The following is a 14576-nucleotide window of genomic DNA, read 5'->3' on the forward strand; positions in this document are numbered from 1 at the left end:
TATTCACCGTCTCGGGAACTGTGACTAATCACAGTAGACCGGCGCGAGGTCTGAAGGCCATTGTGGTGACTATCCTCCGATCGATTCTGCACGCGGGGTCAATTGTTTATGGCTTTCTTTGAAATGGGCAGTCGAATCCGAACAGCCGTTGCTGCCACTGGACTCGCCGGGGCGGCCGCGATCTTGATTTGGCAGGTTGGCGGCATCCATGTCGGGCTCGCGACCACAGGCGCGAAGACCGAACGTGCAAGCCCCGAGGTTTCGCGAGACGCGCCCACCATCGATCTACCGGAAACTCAGCTGGCATGGGTGAAGGTTGAGCCTGTGCGCCAGCAAGCTTTCCCTGTGGAAAAGGAGGCAGTCGGGACGATCCAGTTCAACGGCGAAGTGTCGACCGATGTGTTCACGCCTTACCCTGGCAGGATTATCGGCACGTTTGCGACAATCGCGGACGATGTGAAGCGGGGCGACACCCTGTTCACGATCGATAGCCCCGATCTCCTGCAGGCCGAATCGACCCTGATTTCTGCTGCCGGAACGCTCGAGTTCACGAATCGGAATCTGGCGCGCCTGAAAGAGCTCTACACAACCCGGGCGATCTCTCAGAAGGACCTGGATCAGGCAACCTCCGATCAGCAGGCAGCCGAGGGCGCGTTGAGAGCTGCGCGCAACTCAGTGCGGCTGTTCGGCAAGAGCGAGGCTGAGATCGACCGCGTCATTGCCCAACGCACGGCTGAGTCTGTCCTTGTGGTCCCGAGCCCGATCACCGGCCGGGTTACGGCTCGCAATGCGGCCCCCGGCCTATACGTGCAGCCGGGCAGCGCGCCGGCTCCGATCACGGTGGCCGATGTCGAGACCATGTGGATGCTGGCCAATGTGGCCGAGACCGATAGTCCGGCGTATCGCGTCGGCCAGGAGGTGCGCGTCAGCGTTAATGCCTTTCCTGGGCGTACCTTCCACGGAAGGATCACCAGGATCGGCGAGATGGTTGACCCGACGACCCGGCGTGTGCTGGTTCGCTCCGAGATCGCAAATTCGCAACACGAGTTGAAGTCGGGAATGTTTGCGAACTTCGTCATCACTGTTGGCGAGCCACTCACCTCGTCCGCGGTGCCAGTGGACGGCGTCGTGCGCGAAGGCGACGGCACGATGACTGTGTGGGTGACTGCCGATCGCCGCCGCTTCACGCGGCGCACCGTCAAGATCGGGTTACAGCGCAATGGTGTGCGCCAGATCATCGAAGGCGTGCAGCCAAGCGAACTTGTTGCGACCGAAGGCGCATTGTTCCTGAGCAACGCACTGGCCAACGGGGCGCGGTCGTAATTTTGTTGGCGAACGTGCGGCGGCACGGAGACTGAGAGGGACTGGTGCTAAGAGGAATACTTGCGTTCGGCTTGACGCGTCGCCCGATCGTTCTCCTTGGCCTACTGGTGTTCATCGGCGCGGGGCTGGTTGCCTACACCAAGCTGAACATCGAGGCCTACCCTAATCCGGCGCCCGTGATCCTCGAGATCACCGCGCAGGCACCTGGTCTGTCGGCCGAGGAGATGGAGCGCTACTACACGATCCCGATGGAGGTCGGCCTCTCCGCAACCCCCGGCGTCAACGTCATTCGATCAAACTCATTCTATGGTCTGTCGTTCGTTCGCGTCGTGTTCGACTATGGGGTCGACTACTACTTCGCGCTCACCCAGGCGGCGCTCAATCTGCAACAACGCGTCAGCCTTCCAAACAACGTGCAGCCGACCATTCAGGGCGGCAGCCTGGTCGGCGAGATATTCCGCTATCAGCTCGTCGGCCCCCCGAACATTGGATTGACAAACCTTCGCACAATTCAGGATTGGGTGCTGCAGCGCCGCTTGCTGACCGTCCCCGGCGTCGTCCAGGTCAACACCTGGGGTGGCACGACCAAAGAATTTGAGGTGGAGGCCGATCTCAACAAGCTCGATGCCTATGGCGTCACGCTGTCGCAATTGATCAGCGCGATCGGCAACGCCAATGTCAACGTCGGGGGGCGGACCATCAATGTTGGCCAGCAGTCGGTGAATATTCGGGGGGTAGGGCTTCTCGACAGCGGCGGCGAACGCGATCTCACACAAGGCTATCGGGTCGACGATATCGAGAACATCGTCCTCGCGCAGTCGAACGGCACACCGGTCCAGATCAAGCATGTCGCCAAGGTCTACGTCGGCATTCTGCCGCGATTAGGCAAGGCCGGCCGCGACAAGGAGGATGACGTCGTTGCCGCGATCGTGGTGATGAATCGCACGCTGCATACCAATGATGTATTGCCGCGGCTCGAGGCAGAGATAGAGAAGATCAATAGCGACGGTACGCTGCCAGCTGGTGTCAAGCTGGTCCCGTATTATGATCGCGGCACGCTGGTGTCGGTCACGACCCATACCGTCCTACACAACCTCATTTTCGGATGCCTGCTGGTCTTCTTCATCCAGTGGCTTTTCCTCGGAAACTTCCGCAGCGCGGTGATTGTCGGCGTGAACATTCCGTTTGCGCTGTTTTTCAGCATCGTGATCTTGGTGCTGCGGGGTGAAGACGCCAATCTCCTGTCCATCGGCGCGGTCGACTTCGGCATCATCGTGGATTCTGCGGTCATCCTTGTTGAGAACATTTTCCGGAATTTTCAGGCGCCACCTGCAGAACGTCAGACACTGCTCGATCAGCTCGCGCGCGACCGCTCTGGCGCCGATTCCACTCACGCCGGGGATTTCGCACCGACCTGGACGGATCGCTTGCGTCTCATCTTCGCAAGCGCGCTGCAGGTCGACAAGGCCGTGCTTTTCTCCACCCTGATCACGGTCGCGGCGTTCGTGCCTCTCTTCACCATGCAGGGCGTCGAAGGTCAGATCTTCAGTCCGATGGCAAAGACCTACGGCTATGCACTGGTCGGTGCGCTGATCGCGACCTTCACCATTACACCTGTCTTGACCTCTTACCTGTTGCCAGAGGACATTGAGGAGACAGAAACCATCGTCGTACGGCTCTTGCGCAGGGCGTATACGCCGATCTTGCGTTGGTCGCTGGCGCACCGCAAGACCATGGTTGCGGTCGGAGTCGGTTTTCTGGCGTTTGTCGGCGTTCTGATCCCGCGCCTCGGCACCGAATTCCTGCCGCATCTGGAGGAAGGCAATCTCTGGATTCGCGCAACGATGCCGCCAACGATATCGCTCGAGGCGGGGATGCCGATCGCAAACAGGATGCGGGAGATCCTGCTCCATCATCCGGAAATCACGACGGCGGTCACCCAGCACGGCCGCCCCGACGACGGTAGCGATGCTGCCGGCTTCAACAATCTGGAGATTTTCGCGCCGCTCAAGCCATTTGAACAATGGCCCGCAGGAAAGACGAAAGAGGACCTGATCAAGCAGGTCCAGGCAGAATATTCGAATGAGTTTCCCGGAATCGAACTCAATTTCTCGCAATACATCCAGGACAATGTCGAAGAGGCGCTCTCGGGCGTGAAGGGCGCCAACTCCGTCAAGATCATCGGCCGCGACCTTGCAACTCTGGAGCGTCTCGCCGATCAGGTGATGCGAGAGATGGAGAAAGTGAGGGGAGTTGCGGACCTGGGTATCTTCCACGTCCTCGGGCAGCCCAACCTGAACATCAAGGTCGACCGTGAAAAGGCTGCACGATACGGCCTCAACGCCGGCGATATCAATACGCTGATCCAGGCAGCGCTGGGCGGCACGGTGGCGACCACGTTGCTCGAAGCCGAGCGACAGTTCAATGTCACTGTGCGGCTGGCGCCAAAGTATCGTGACGAAATCGACAAGGTGCGTGCGGTCAAGGTCGGATTCCAGACCAATGGCGGCGCGAACGCCTATATCCCGCTGAGTGATCTCGCCGATATCTCCCTCGACACTGGCGCGAGCTATATTTGGCATGAGCGCAATGAGCGCTTCATCCCGGTCAAATTCAGTGTGCGCGATCGCGATCTCGGAAGCACCGTCGAGGAAGCGCAGCGGCGCGTCGCAGAAAACGTCAAGCTTCCGAACGGCTATCGCATCACATGGGCCGGCGAGTTCGATTCGCTGCAGCAGGCCAAGGCGCGCCTCGCAATCATCGTCCCCGTGACCCTCGTCATCATTCTCGTTCTGCTTTATGGCTTGTTCAATTCGCTGCGTGACAGTTTGATGGCGCTCGCCGGCATTCCGTTCGCCGCTGGCGGCGGCGTCATGGCGCTTTATTTCTCCGGGCTCGATTTCAGCATCTCGGCGGCGGTCGGATTCATCTCGCTGTTCGGCGTATCCGTGATGAACGGCATCCTGATTACGACCTATTACAATGAGGTGAGAGCGAGCGGCCAGGGAAGCATTGAGGCGATGTTCCATGCGGCAGAGCAGCGGATGCGCCCGATGTTGATGACGGCGCTGTCGGCCTGCATTGGCCTGTTGCCCGCCGCAGTTTCAAGCGGCATCGGTAGCCAGGTGCAACGGCCATTGGCGGCTGTGGTGGTCGGAGGAATGTTCATCGGACCAATCATCCTGCTGGTGGTCGTGCCCGCGCTACAGACGATGCTGACACGCGATGAAGGCGGTTCACCGCCGTCGGCGGAAACGACTGAGGCTTAAGATGGGGCGGAGGCCTGCAAATGATTTGCCTGTACCTCAGGTCCGCGCGCGAAGCCGGGGCTGTTTGATAATTCTTGCCCTGCTTGGTGCGCTCATGACGCACGCGAGCGGGGCGCAGGAAGCTGCGCCGCCGGCCGGCGGCGCTGGGACTGAGGCTGAACCAATCGATACCCGCATCACTGTGCAGTCGGGCCGCGCGACCAAACCAGGCCAAAATGCCAGTGGAGCGAAAGCCAAGAGCGGCGTTTCCGCGGGTCAACAGGCGCCTCGCGTGCCAAGCGAGATCATGACTCCGAATGCTGTCGGTTTTCCGGTCAGCAAGGGAGGGGCCCCCCAAGCCGCCGGCTCGCCAGGGGGCCATCCCCCCGATCCCCAGCCGGGCGCGAGATTGGCGAATCCGAATTTTTCCACAGGGTCGGCGAGCGCTGGCGAGAGGTCTGTCGCTCCAGCCGCGTTGAACCATGCAACCATCAGCGGCACCGGTATAACCCACCTGGGCGCTGGTCCTGGAATCGTCCGCGGTACCCCAAAGAGCTTGGGGGCGGTCAACGGCACCAACTTCCAGCGGAAGCGGTAAGGATTGAGCGCGATGGCGACGGTGCTACTGACCTATTGCGTGGCCCGAGGCGGAAACATACATTCATAGCGGCTGATTCTTCAGTGTCGATCCAGACCAGGATGTCGGGCGATGTCTGCCAACCCGGACCAGCCGGTCGCATCACTGCATCCCCCGCCCTCCAGGCGCCTGCGGATGTTGGCGCTGGTTTTGCGCGCGGCGCTCATCGTCATCCTGGTGGCCTTGACCGCGCGCGTCAGCCTTCCGCAAAACGAGGAAATCTGGAGCGTTTATGAGACCCCTGGCGATCTGGTCAGGCTGGCCTTGGGCGCGCTCTTTTGTATCTGGGTCGTAATCCATCTGTTCAGCCCCCCAAAAGATCCCGGGGCATATCGGACTTGGGTCTATCTCAGCCTCGTTGCCCTGCCGTTCGCCCTGATCTGCCTGATCGCTACCTGGTGAGGTGCAGGCCCAGGGTGGCGCAAGGCAGGCACCCTTTTTCGCGCACCACGCGGTTTTATCTGCGCGTCATCCTCAACAAGGCGGGAGGATGGGAGCGACGAAAGTCGCCGCGCTTTTACGGCTCGATCAAGCCTCCGGCGGCCGCCTTGCCGACGGCCTCGATCCGGGTTGCCGCTCCAAGTTTTGTACGGGCGTTATCGATGTGAAAGTCGACCGTGCGCTTGCTCAGGCCGAGAATTTGAGCGACGTCTGCAGACGTCTTGCCGCGCGCAGCCCAGGTCAAGCATTCCACTTCCCGATCATTCAGCTCGACGAGGCTCGGCCATAGCTCCGTGCGGGCTACACCGGCGAGCCGGGCCTTGATAATGGTGTCAAGCAGGTCAAAATCGATCGGCTTGGAAACGTAGTCGTCGGCTCCGAGGCGGCGGCCTTTGAGCTCGTTGTCACGATCGGTGAGCGCGGTCAGGAAGACAAACGGCACCTTGGCGAAGCGAGGCGCCAGGTTGGTCAACCGTTCCAGCAACTCAAAGCCGGACATTACCGGCATGCTGATATCCGAGAGCACCAGATCCGGCGCATTCTTCAGAATCGCGGCAAGGCCTTCGTGGCCGTCGTGCGCGATGCTGACTTCATAACCGCGATCGATCAAATCCTCCGCAATTAAGGCTGCGGTTTCGCGGTCGTCCTCGATACAAAGCACCCTTTTGGGCGGTTCGGACATAAGTGCACCTGAAAAAAACAACGTCGCTGGGTATCGATGTCAGATGGTATAATAGTACTAGGCGGACCCAATCTTGCCAAAATCCGGGTTCCCGCACTAGGCCAAAGAAGTTGGTTGCGCTTAAGTTTCTGGCGTTTCGTAAATCGAAGGGTTGGGCCCTATGTGGCAGCCGCACTCAGTCCGATCCCAGCTTGCCGCGGTTTTCGTCTTCTTTTTCCTGCTGGCCGGCACACTCGGCCTGTTCAGCATTTCCCAGCTCAACAGCTTCAATGATCTCTCCGCCAACGTTGCAGATGTATGGCTTCCGACCACCCGCGCTCTCGGCGATCTCAACAATTTTACATCCGACTTCCGCGCAATCGAAGGCAGTCATCTTTTATCATCAGATCCATCCGAGATCGCGGCAACCGAAAAGGAAATGGAAGATCTCGATCGATTGATTGCGCAGGCCGAGCGCAGCTTCGAGCAGATCCGGCACGATGCCACCGAGGACGATCTCTACGCCAAGTTCAAGGATCGTTGGAACGACTATCGCAAGGTCGTCAATCAGATGCTCGACTACTCGCGAAACAATCGCAAGGCCGAGGCGGTCGCGATCCACAGGAGCGGCTCGCGGGCTGCCTACAACGCGGTCAACGACGCGCTGAACCAGCTCACCGATCGCGCTGTGGCCAACTCCCAGATCGCGAGCGATCGTCTTGCGGCCGCCTACCGGCGCGCGTTCTGGCTGATCGGACTGGCCATTGCCATCGCAGGCCTCATAGTGGCCGGGGCACTCATCTATGTTGTCCGCGTGATTTCCGCGCCGCTTCTCGATCTGGCGCGCCGCATGCATCTCCTCGCCGCCAACGATATCAGTATCGGCTTTCCGGGCATCGAGCGACGCGACGAGATTGGCGAGATGGCACGCGCCGCCTTGGTGTTCCGCAGCAACGCAATAGAATTGATGAACAGTCAGCGCGCGCTCGCCGAGCAGGCCTCAATGCTGAAGGAGCAGCTGGAGCAGGAGCAGCGCTTGGCGTTGCTGCAGCGCAATTTCGTGACCATGGCTTCGCACGAATTCCGTACGCCTTTGACCAATATCGATGGTCACGCGCGCCGGCTGATCAAATTGAAGAACCGGCTGCAGCCCGACGATATCGGGGAGCGGGCCGGCCGGATCCGCGGATCGGTACTGCGGCTGACACACTTGATCGACAATTTGCTGAACTCCTCGCGTCTGGTCGAAGGTGGGGCCTTGTTACCCCTCGAGTTAATGGACCTCGATGTCGCACTTTTACTGCGCGAAGTATGTCAGTTGCATCGTGAGATCGCGCAGGGGGCGCCGATCGTCGAGCGGTTCGCGGCGGCAGCCTTGCCGATGAGGGGCGACCCAAGGCTTCTATTTCAGCTGTTCAGCAATTTGCTGTCGAACGCAATCAAGTATTCTCCAGGAGATAAGCCGGTCGAGATTGATGCCATCGTCGCATCGGCTGAGATCGTGATTTCCGTGACAGACCAAGGAATCGGCGTCCCCTCCGCTGATATCGACCGACTCTTCGAACGATACTATCGCGGCAGCAACGTATCGGGAATCGTCGGAACCGGCGTGGGCCTTTACCTGGTCAAGATGGTGGCCGAGCTTCACGGCGGAGGGGTGCAAGTCGACAGCAAGGAAGGGAAGGGATCCCGTTTCACTGTCCGGCTGCCTGTCAAGCCCGGCGTAGACCTTGGCCAGCCCGAACAATGTGGCGCTGGCGCGCTCAACGAAGCGCCTCACGTTGAGGCGCGCTCAGGCTGATCTCTGTGTTTCCGATTCTCGACGAGTCTGGTCGCTCAATTTCGAAATCTTGCCTAATTCAAAATTCCGACGGCGCGGGAAGCCACCACTGCAACGGTGATCAGGGAGATTGTCGATTCGGCCATCATCAGAAGTTTCGCTCGAGCTGTGAGCGGAAACGTATCCGCCGGAGAAAAAGCCGTCGCGTTTGTGAAAGCCAGGAACACATAATCAATAAAGCCAGGCAACCAATCCACAAATCCGGCGGATTGATCCGTCCCTTGCTGTTGAGTGAAGAGAAAGTCTCGCATGTTGCTCGGTACCAGGCCTCGCGAAGAGGGGCCGCCTCTGTCGAGGATCCAGTACCAGAGCGCAAAGACCACAACATTCGTCACCCAGATGTTCACGGCGTCAAGCAGAAGCGTACGACCCGTCCCGGCATGGCCGTTGACAATGGCGCGCATCAGCAGGGCAAGTGCGATGAAATTGATTACTGTGCTGAAGCCGGTGAGAACGGTTGCGAGACGTCTGACAAATTTTCGCTTGTTTCGGACCAAGCTCCACGCATTGTCCGTCTCTGCCTGCCGCACCGATCGTTGCGTCCAAGCTGTGCCGATTGACAGAGGTATCAGCAGTGCCAGCTCTATCGCCGGAGCAAGCCACCAGGGTCCAACAGACAAGTCGTTCACGAATGCAACCTGCAACGCGACGATAAGGAGTACAGCACCTCGCGCAAGCCAGGCGTCCAGTTGATGGTTCTTAAGATGCTGGTGGCGCTCTCTCATGCGGACTTTGGAAATGGAAATGGGTGATGGGTCCCGCGTGAAATTGACGTTACGCGTCGCTCGCGAACTCCGCATACCGAATCACTGAGCTTACGGAACAGGACCGCCTCCCAGTGAGAGGTGATCCTATTCCCGTTTCACGCCGGGCGTATTTTCGACAAAGTACTCTAAGTGCCTCTCGCGGCGCAACGTCGCTGATGGTGCCCCAAAGATCGACGCAGCGCGGTTGGGTTGAATAAGCGGACAGGTCTTCAAAACTCGGCATGCAGGCGGCCTGCAAGAATCGAAATCGGACCACGGTCGGCATTGTAGGCCGGGTTGGTGATGAGCTGATAGTCGAGGGTGAACGTCGTCCACTTGTTGAGGCTGTAGGCGTAGTAGGTCTCGAACACCTTCTCTTGCCGATAGTTGAGCCCGCCATCGCCGATGAGGATGCCGAGACCGCCGGCGGCGAAATAGGCGCGCGCTTCCGGCGAGAGGCCCTCGATCACGCCACCAATGCCGATCTTGTCGTCAGGTCGGTCCCACGAAGATCCCTTCAGTACGGCGCCGAGCGAGAGACTTCTGTCGCAGTCCGTCCATCCGATCTTCTCGGTCTGGCCGGCGTCCCAGCTCGCGCGCGCAACAAAGCCGAGATCCGCGGTGACCGCCTGTTCAAGGTTGGCCACGAAGCCGTAATTCGTGCGCACTTTGCGCGTGAGCGTAATGTCGGGATAGTTCGTCGAACTGATTGGCAGGGCAACGGCCTCTGAATAGCTGCCGGCGGTGGCGCGATTGGCCCATCCCATCAGTCGCAGCTTTCCCGGCTGCTGGAACAGCGAATAACGCAGCTCGAGCTCACCGATATATTCGCCTCGATCGGGAATATGGGTATCGAAGGTGTTGTCGTTCGACACGGTGGGGACCAGGAAGTAACCGAGCCGAACGGCCCATTGCTTCTGATTGAGCTCTGCGAATGCGCCCCAGGTGTAGCTGATCTTGTCCATCGTGAGGTCGTACGAACCGCAGCAGTACATGTTCCAGTTGAGGAAATCCCGTCTCGGATCGTGCGAGAATGCGTTGTTGTCGAAGAAATCAATCACCGACATCTTGCCCGCGGTGATCGAAATACGCGAAATGTCCTGCTTGCCGCCGAGCTGGTTCGGGCCGTCGGCGATCGCCTCCTGCTCGCCGCCGAGACCAAAGGTCTGCCGCAGATAGGCGCGCGCGATGTTGAAGCGTCCCATCGGGAAGTTCGACTTCTGCGCTTCGCCATTGGGGAAGCCCGCGGCGCCGAATGTATTGCCGAGACCAAAACCCTGCATCAGCTCCGGATTGATGTAGATCTCGCCGCCTTCCCACGCGCGAACGCCGACAAAGGCCGTCGCGCTCGTCGTGTTCTTGAACTGGCTCGCGCCGGATAGACTTTGTGGACCTTCGTAAGGCGAGCGGAACGCAGGATATCCCTGTCCGATCAGCGTGAATTGCCCGTGGATGTTCCAGTTATCCGATGCGCTCGGCCAGGCGTCGGTGGGCGCAATCGTCGCCGCCGGCGCATCGGTGCGGCTCCAACCCAGCTTGTAGTTCAGTCCGAAGCGCAGCATATGGATATCGAAGGCCGACGCGTACTGGGTGCCGGAGGGAAACGCGCCGGTCACGCTGCCGAAGCGGTCGTAGAGATATTCCAGCCGTGCCGTCCAATCGGGTGCGACGGCGACCTCGGTTCCCATGCCGGCGGTCCAGCCGGTGCGCATCGGCAGCGTCTTGTCCGCATCAAGGGTAACGCCAGGTGTCTCAACCAGGCGCGCCTGCGACCAGGCGTATCCGCCCGTTCCATAGATCAGCCAATGACCGAAGGTGTAACCGATGCGGCCGCGCAGCGTAGCGATATAGTCGATCTGGTCAGTAACACTCGCGCTCTGCGCCGTCGCGCGGCTCCCGATCAAGCCGTCTTCCAGGAAATTTGGAAACGAGACGTCAGCCTCGACTCCCAGCAGCCAGCCGGACGGAAGCTGATAGTTGTAGCCGGCTTGCAGGCCGCCATAGAGGCTGCCGAAGCTCTTGCCCGACCCGGAAGCGGCGGGATCGAATAGAGTGTTGTTTGCTCGCCCTCGCGCGTAGCTGGCATGACCGCCGACATAGAGGCCGGACCAATCGAAGCCCTGAACATCCGCCGCGGTCGCAGACGCCGCGAACGCGACGGACAACGACAGGCCGGAAAGAAAGGCTCTCACGAAACACATTGCACGCGCCCCTGATCCGACTATCACGCAGCAAAGCGAATGCAAGTCATTTGCAACAATAGAATAGCTCTAACGTTCAACATGGAGCAGCTCCAAAGTTCAAAGGCTTGCGGACCTCTTTGCCAAGCAGATCAGACCGCAAAACCGGGCGTCGGCACGCCCAAGGTTTGTAGGATGAGGAAGATGTTGAGCAGCAACACCGCTGTCGTCCCGGCCAGGGCGGCGATGAAGGTCAGCCGGCTATTCGCGAACTGCCCCATGATGTCGCTCCGGCTGGTGAAGATCAGGAGCGAGATCATCGGTAGCGGCAGCGCGATGCTCAGCATCACCTGATTGATAACCAGCGCACTCGTTGCGTTGGCGCCGAGGGCGACCACGGCGAAGGCCGGCAGCATGGTGACAAGCCTGCGGACCAGGAGATAAGCGCGCCGCCCGGCGAGCACATGGCGCGCCGTCGACATGGTTCGTGCGGAAAGCGATTGCCGCTGCGCGACAATTTCGGTCACTTTGAAGATCCAATATCTGCCCGAAGATGTAGCATTAGCTACAGAGTAAGCGCAGATCCAATTTTGTCAACGGCTACGTAATGTAGCATGAGCTACAATTTGACGCGACGATTCAGATGTGTTCTCTGCTCACACAATTCCGGTCATTTTGGATCAGCTATGATGCAGCCCACGGCGTCGGGAAAAGCGAAACGGCACCGCGTCGGGCCTGAGGGACTCCCCACGGAGCTGACCCAGGCGCGCCGCTTCGGCAAGACGCGCTCGGCGCAATCGACGGCCGTGCTTGAAGACTATGTCGAGCTGATCGCCGATCTCCTGGCGAGCGTCGGCGAGGCGCGTCCGACCGACATCGCGCGACGATTGGGCGTATCCCACGCGACGGCCATCAAGACTGTGTCCCGGCTGAAACGGGCGGGATTAGCGACCTCGCGGCCCTATCGCGGTGTGTTTCTGACCGAAAAAGGCCACGCGCTGGCCGAACGGGTCCACGCTCGTCACCGAGTCGTTGTCGACCTGTTGCGCGCGGTGGGGGTCCCTGCCGAATCCGCCGAGGCTGACGCGGAGGGGATCGAGCATCACGTCTCGGAAGCCACGCTGAAAGCCTTTGCCCATTTTCTTAAATCGCATACCGGCGGCTAGTTCGTCCGCGCAGGATGTGTCTTCGGAAATCGCAGTCTCACTTCAATTCGAGCCAGGCGGCGATCGGACCGACTCGGACTTTCCGGCATTTCCGCGCGTTGCGATGGGGAAGACCGCGCGTGAGGCCCGCCGCCTCGACATTTTGTGTGCGCCATAGGCTGGCCGGCCCAGCTTTCAAAACTCGCCGTGCAGCCTTCCAGAAAAGACATGGACCGGGCCGCGGTCGGCGTTGTAGGCGGGGTTGGCGATCAACTGATAGTCTGCGGTGAAAGTGAAGGCCTTGTTGAGCGCAAAGGCGTAATAGGCTTCCAGCACGCGCTCCGTCCGGTAGTTGAGCCGGCCGTCGCCGATCACCGGTCCAAGACCGCCGGCGGCGAGGAAATCGCGGTGATCCCTCGATAGCGCGTTGACTGCTCCGCCGATGCCGATCACGTCATCCGGTCGGCTCCATCTCGTGCCCTTGATCGAGGTGCCAAATGAGAAGCTGGTGTCGATATCCGTGAACGCCATGATCTCGTTCTTGCCATCGTTCCAGCTCCAGCGGCCGAAGAGGCCGATATCGCTGGTCAGGGCTTGTTCGAGGTTGAGCGCGTAGCCGTATTTGATGCGACCCCTGCGCGTTTGCGCGATATCGAGGTTGAGCGCCGGATTGTCCAGCGTCTCGCGATAGCTTCCGGAGAAGGCGCTGTTCAGCCACGCTATAGTGCGTAGCTTGCCGGGCTGGGAGAACAGCGAATAGCGTGTTTCCAACTCGACCACATATTCGCCGCGCTGCGGCACCCTGGTATCGAAATTGTTCGAGTTGGAGACAGCATCCATCAGGAAATAGCCGCCGCGCAGCGCCCATTGCTTCTGGTTCAGCTCCGCGGTGACGCCGTAGCCGAGCCCGAGCCTGTCAGCAGCGTAGTCGAAGGCGCCGGACGCCCACATCGACCAGTTCATGAAATCCTTGCGGGGATCGTGCGCATAGGAATTGCCGTCGAACAAGTCGGCCACTGCGAACTTGCCGATCTGCAGCGTCAGGCGGGAGACGTCGACTTTCTCGGCGAGTTGCAACTGGCCGCTCGATAGCTCCTCCTGTTCGCCGCCGAAGCCGAGGGTCTGGCGCAGGAACAACCGCGACGTGTTGTAATGCGGGTAGGGGAAGCCCGATTTCTGCGCTTCACCACTGGGGAATCCGGCGGCGCCGGTCGTGTTGTTGAGGCCGAAGCCTTGCAGGAGTTCGGGGTTGTAGTAGACCTCGCCGCCGTCCCACAGCCGCGCGTTGAGATAGAGACTGTTACTCCAGGTCTCCTGAAGCTGCGGCGCCGGTGTCAGGCTGTTCGGGCCGCTGTAGGGCGCGCGAAAGGCCGGATATCCCTGCGGCAGGAACGTCGACTGGCCGTGGATTTCCCAGCGGTCGGATTCCGTATCCGTCGGCGAGGTCTTCGGATTGTCAGCGGGCGAGCCCGGCCAGTCGATCTTGCGGTTGAGGCCGACACGAAGAGCCTGGAAATCAAGGCTTGAGGCATATTGCGCGCCCGTCTGGAACGCTACCTTCGCCTGGTTGAACCGACTGTAGAGATATTCCAGCTTCACGCTCCAGTCCGGGGCGATGCCATACTCGACGCCGCCACCCGCGGCCCACCCGAAACGGGTATGGAGAATCTTGTCGTCATCGCCGATCGCAGGCGGATCGCGAAAGCGTTCGCCGGCCCAGGCCAGTCCGCCGGTGACATAAAACAGCCAGGAACTCGCAGCGTAACCGACGCGGCCGCGCGCGGTCGCCACATAATCCCATTGTTCAGTGACTTCGGACCGTGGCGTTGCGAGTGATGAGACGACCGAATTCGAAGTCAGGTAGTTCGGCAGGGAAATGTCGGCTTCGGCGCCGAACAGCAGCCCCGATGGCAGACGATAATTGTATCCCGCCTGCGCGCCGCCGATCATGCCGTCGAAGATATTACTGGTCGTGCTGACAGCAGGATCGATCAATGAGGCTTTGGAAGAGCCGCGACTGAAGCCTGCATGCGCGCCGACATAAAATCCTTTCCAGTCGAACGCCGGTTGCAGGTAGGGTGCCTTCACCGGCAAGTTGATCTCCGCTGCAACCGCAGGGCCGCTGAGCGAAAGCGCGCCGAGCGTTGCGCCGGCAATGATCGGGTGCAGGGTTCGGCGGTCGCGCCTCGCGATGCGGTTCTTTCCCGCATGGGGATACCCCCCGGCGCGCGCGGTTATCATCCCTTCGGATTTGACAGCTTGCCGCCCCTCGACAAATGAAGCCATCTACTCTCGTCGCCCAAGGCAAAAATCTGCGTTCCCGCGTTTTCCGCGCCGGCCAGCCACGCCGTACCT

The 14576-nt window shown here is 60.2% G+C and carries 10 protein-coding genes; 5 read left to right on the plus strand and 5 right to left on the minus strand.

The window, feature by feature from the left end; genetic code table 11:
* Window positions 1-108: 108 nt before the first annotated feature.
* From ACP2YP_RS08505 to ACP2YP_RS08515, 3 genes are all read left to right on the plus strand, one after another.
* Window positions 109-1323 (plus strand): efflux RND transporter periplasmic adaptor subunit, encoded by a 1215-nt coding sequence (locus tag ACP2YP_RS08505; protein ID WP_426423624.1) that lies wholly within the window; start codon window positions 109-111, stop codon window positions 1321-1323.
* Between the two features lie 44 nt (window positions 1324-1367).
* Window positions 1368-4592, plus strand: a complete 3225-nt coding sequence (locus ACP2YP_RS08510) for an efflux RND transporter permease subunit (RefSeq protein ID WP_426423625.1) — start codon at window positions 1368-1370, stop codon at window positions 4590-4592.
* 688 nt (window positions 4593-5280) lie between these two features.
* Window positions 5281-5610, plus strand: a complete 330-nt coding sequence (locus ACP2YP_RS08515) for a hypothetical protein (RefSeq protein WP_426423627.1) — start codon at window positions 5281-5283, stop codon at window positions 5608-5610.
* Between the two features lie 115 nt (window positions 5611-5725).
* Here ACP2YP_RS08515 and ACP2YP_RS08520 read toward each other — a convergent pair whose 3' ends face one another.
* Entirely contained in the window at window positions 5726-6331 is a 606-nt protein-coding gene (locus tag ACP2YP_RS08520; RefSeq protein ID WP_426423628.1) for a response regulator, read from the minus strand.
* A gap of 160 nt (window positions 6332-6491) precedes the next feature.
* Here ACP2YP_RS08520 and ACP2YP_RS08525 point away from each other — a divergent pair, with 160 nt between their 5' ends.
* Complete coding sequence (locus ACP2YP_RS08525; protein ID WP_426423629.1) at window positions 6492-8111, plus strand: ATP-binding protein; 1620 nt, start codon at window positions 6492-6494, stop codon at window positions 8109-8111.
* 53 nt (window positions 8112-8164) lie between these two features.
* Here the strand turns inward: ACP2YP_RS08525 and ACP2YP_RS08530 are convergent, their stop codons facing one another.
* The 3 genes from ACP2YP_RS08530 to ACP2YP_RS08540 form a co-directional block, all read right to left on the minus strand.
* On the minus strand, window positions 8165-8875 hold the full coding sequence (locus tag ACP2YP_RS08530) for a hypothetical protein (protein WP_426423630.1): 711 nt from the start codon (window positions 8873-8875) through the stop codon (window positions 8165-8167).
* 251 nt (window positions 8876-9126) lie between these two features.
* Window positions 9127-11097 (minus strand): carbohydrate porin, encoded by a 1971-nt coding sequence (locus ACP2YP_RS08535; protein ID WP_426423631.1) that lies wholly within the window; start codon window positions 11095-11097, stop codon window positions 9127-9129.
* A gap of 131 nt (window positions 11098-11228) precedes the next feature.
* The gene (locus tag ACP2YP_RS08540) at window positions 11229-11603 is read right to left on the minus strand and encodes a divalent metal cation transporter (RefSeq protein WP_426423632.1); all 375 of its coding nucleotides are present in this window, start codon (window positions 11601-11603) and stop codon (window positions 11229-11231) included.
* Between the two features lie 162 nt (window positions 11604-11765).
* Here ACP2YP_RS08540 and mntR point away from each other — a divergent pair, with 162 nt between their 5' ends.
* The gene (mntR, locus tag ACP2YP_RS08545; protein WP_426426078.1) at window positions 11766-12242 is read left to right on the plus strand and encodes a manganese-binding transcriptional regulator MntR; all 477 of its coding nucleotides are present in this window, start codon (window positions 11766-11768) and stop codon (window positions 12240-12242) included.
* 174 nt (window positions 12243-12416) lie between these two features.
* On the opposite strand, the gene ACP2YP_RS08550 is transcribed toward mntR, so the two are convergent.
* The gene (locus tag ACP2YP_RS08550) at window positions 12417-14462 is read right to left on the minus strand and encodes a carbohydrate porin (RefSeq protein ID WP_426426080.1); all 2046 of its coding nucleotides are present in this window, start codon (window positions 14460-14462) and stop codon (window positions 12417-12419) included.
* Window positions 14463-14576: the final 114 nt, after the last annotated feature.

Origin of the sequence: Bradyrhizobium genosp. A, from assembly GCF_049949275.1 — a bacterium.
In the GTDB taxonomy this organism is placed as follows: Bacteria; Pseudomonadota; Alphaproteobacteria; order Rhizobiales; family Xanthobacteraceae; genus Bradyrhizobium.

Coding starts and splice junctions, on each gene's coding strand:
- ACP2YP_RS08525 (WP_426423629.1), top strand. CDS start 6,492: ATGTGGCAGCCGCACTCAGTCCGATCCCAGCTTGCCGCGGTTTTCGTC.
- ACP2YP_RS08530 (WP_426423630.1), bottom strand. CDS start 8,875: ATGAGAGAGCGCCACCAGCATCTTAAGAACCATCAACTGGACGCCTGG.
- ACP2YP_RS08520 (WP_426423628.1), bottom strand. CDS start 6,331: ATGTCCGAACCGCCCAAAAGGGTGCTTTGTATCGAGGACGACCGCGAA.
- mntR (WP_426426078.1), top strand. CDS start 11,766: ATGCAGCCCACGGCGTCGGGAAAAGCGAAACGGCACCGCGTCGGGCCT.
- ACP2YP_RS08550 (WP_426426080.1), bottom strand. CDS start 14,462: ATGATAACCGCGCGCGCCGGGGGGTATCCCCATGCGGGAAAGAACCGC.
- ACP2YP_RS08515 (WP_426423627.1), top strand. CDS start 5,281: ATGTCTGCCAACCCGGACCAGCCGGTCGCATCACTGCATCCCCCGCCC.
- ACP2YP_RS08535 (WP_426423631.1), bottom strand. CDS start 11,097: ATGTGTTTCGTGAGAGCCTTTCTTTCCGGCCTGTCGTTGTCCGTCGCG.
- ACP2YP_RS08505 (WP_426423624.1), top strand. CDS start 109: ATGGCTTTCTTTGAAATGGGCAGTCGAATCCGAACAGCCGTTGCTGCC.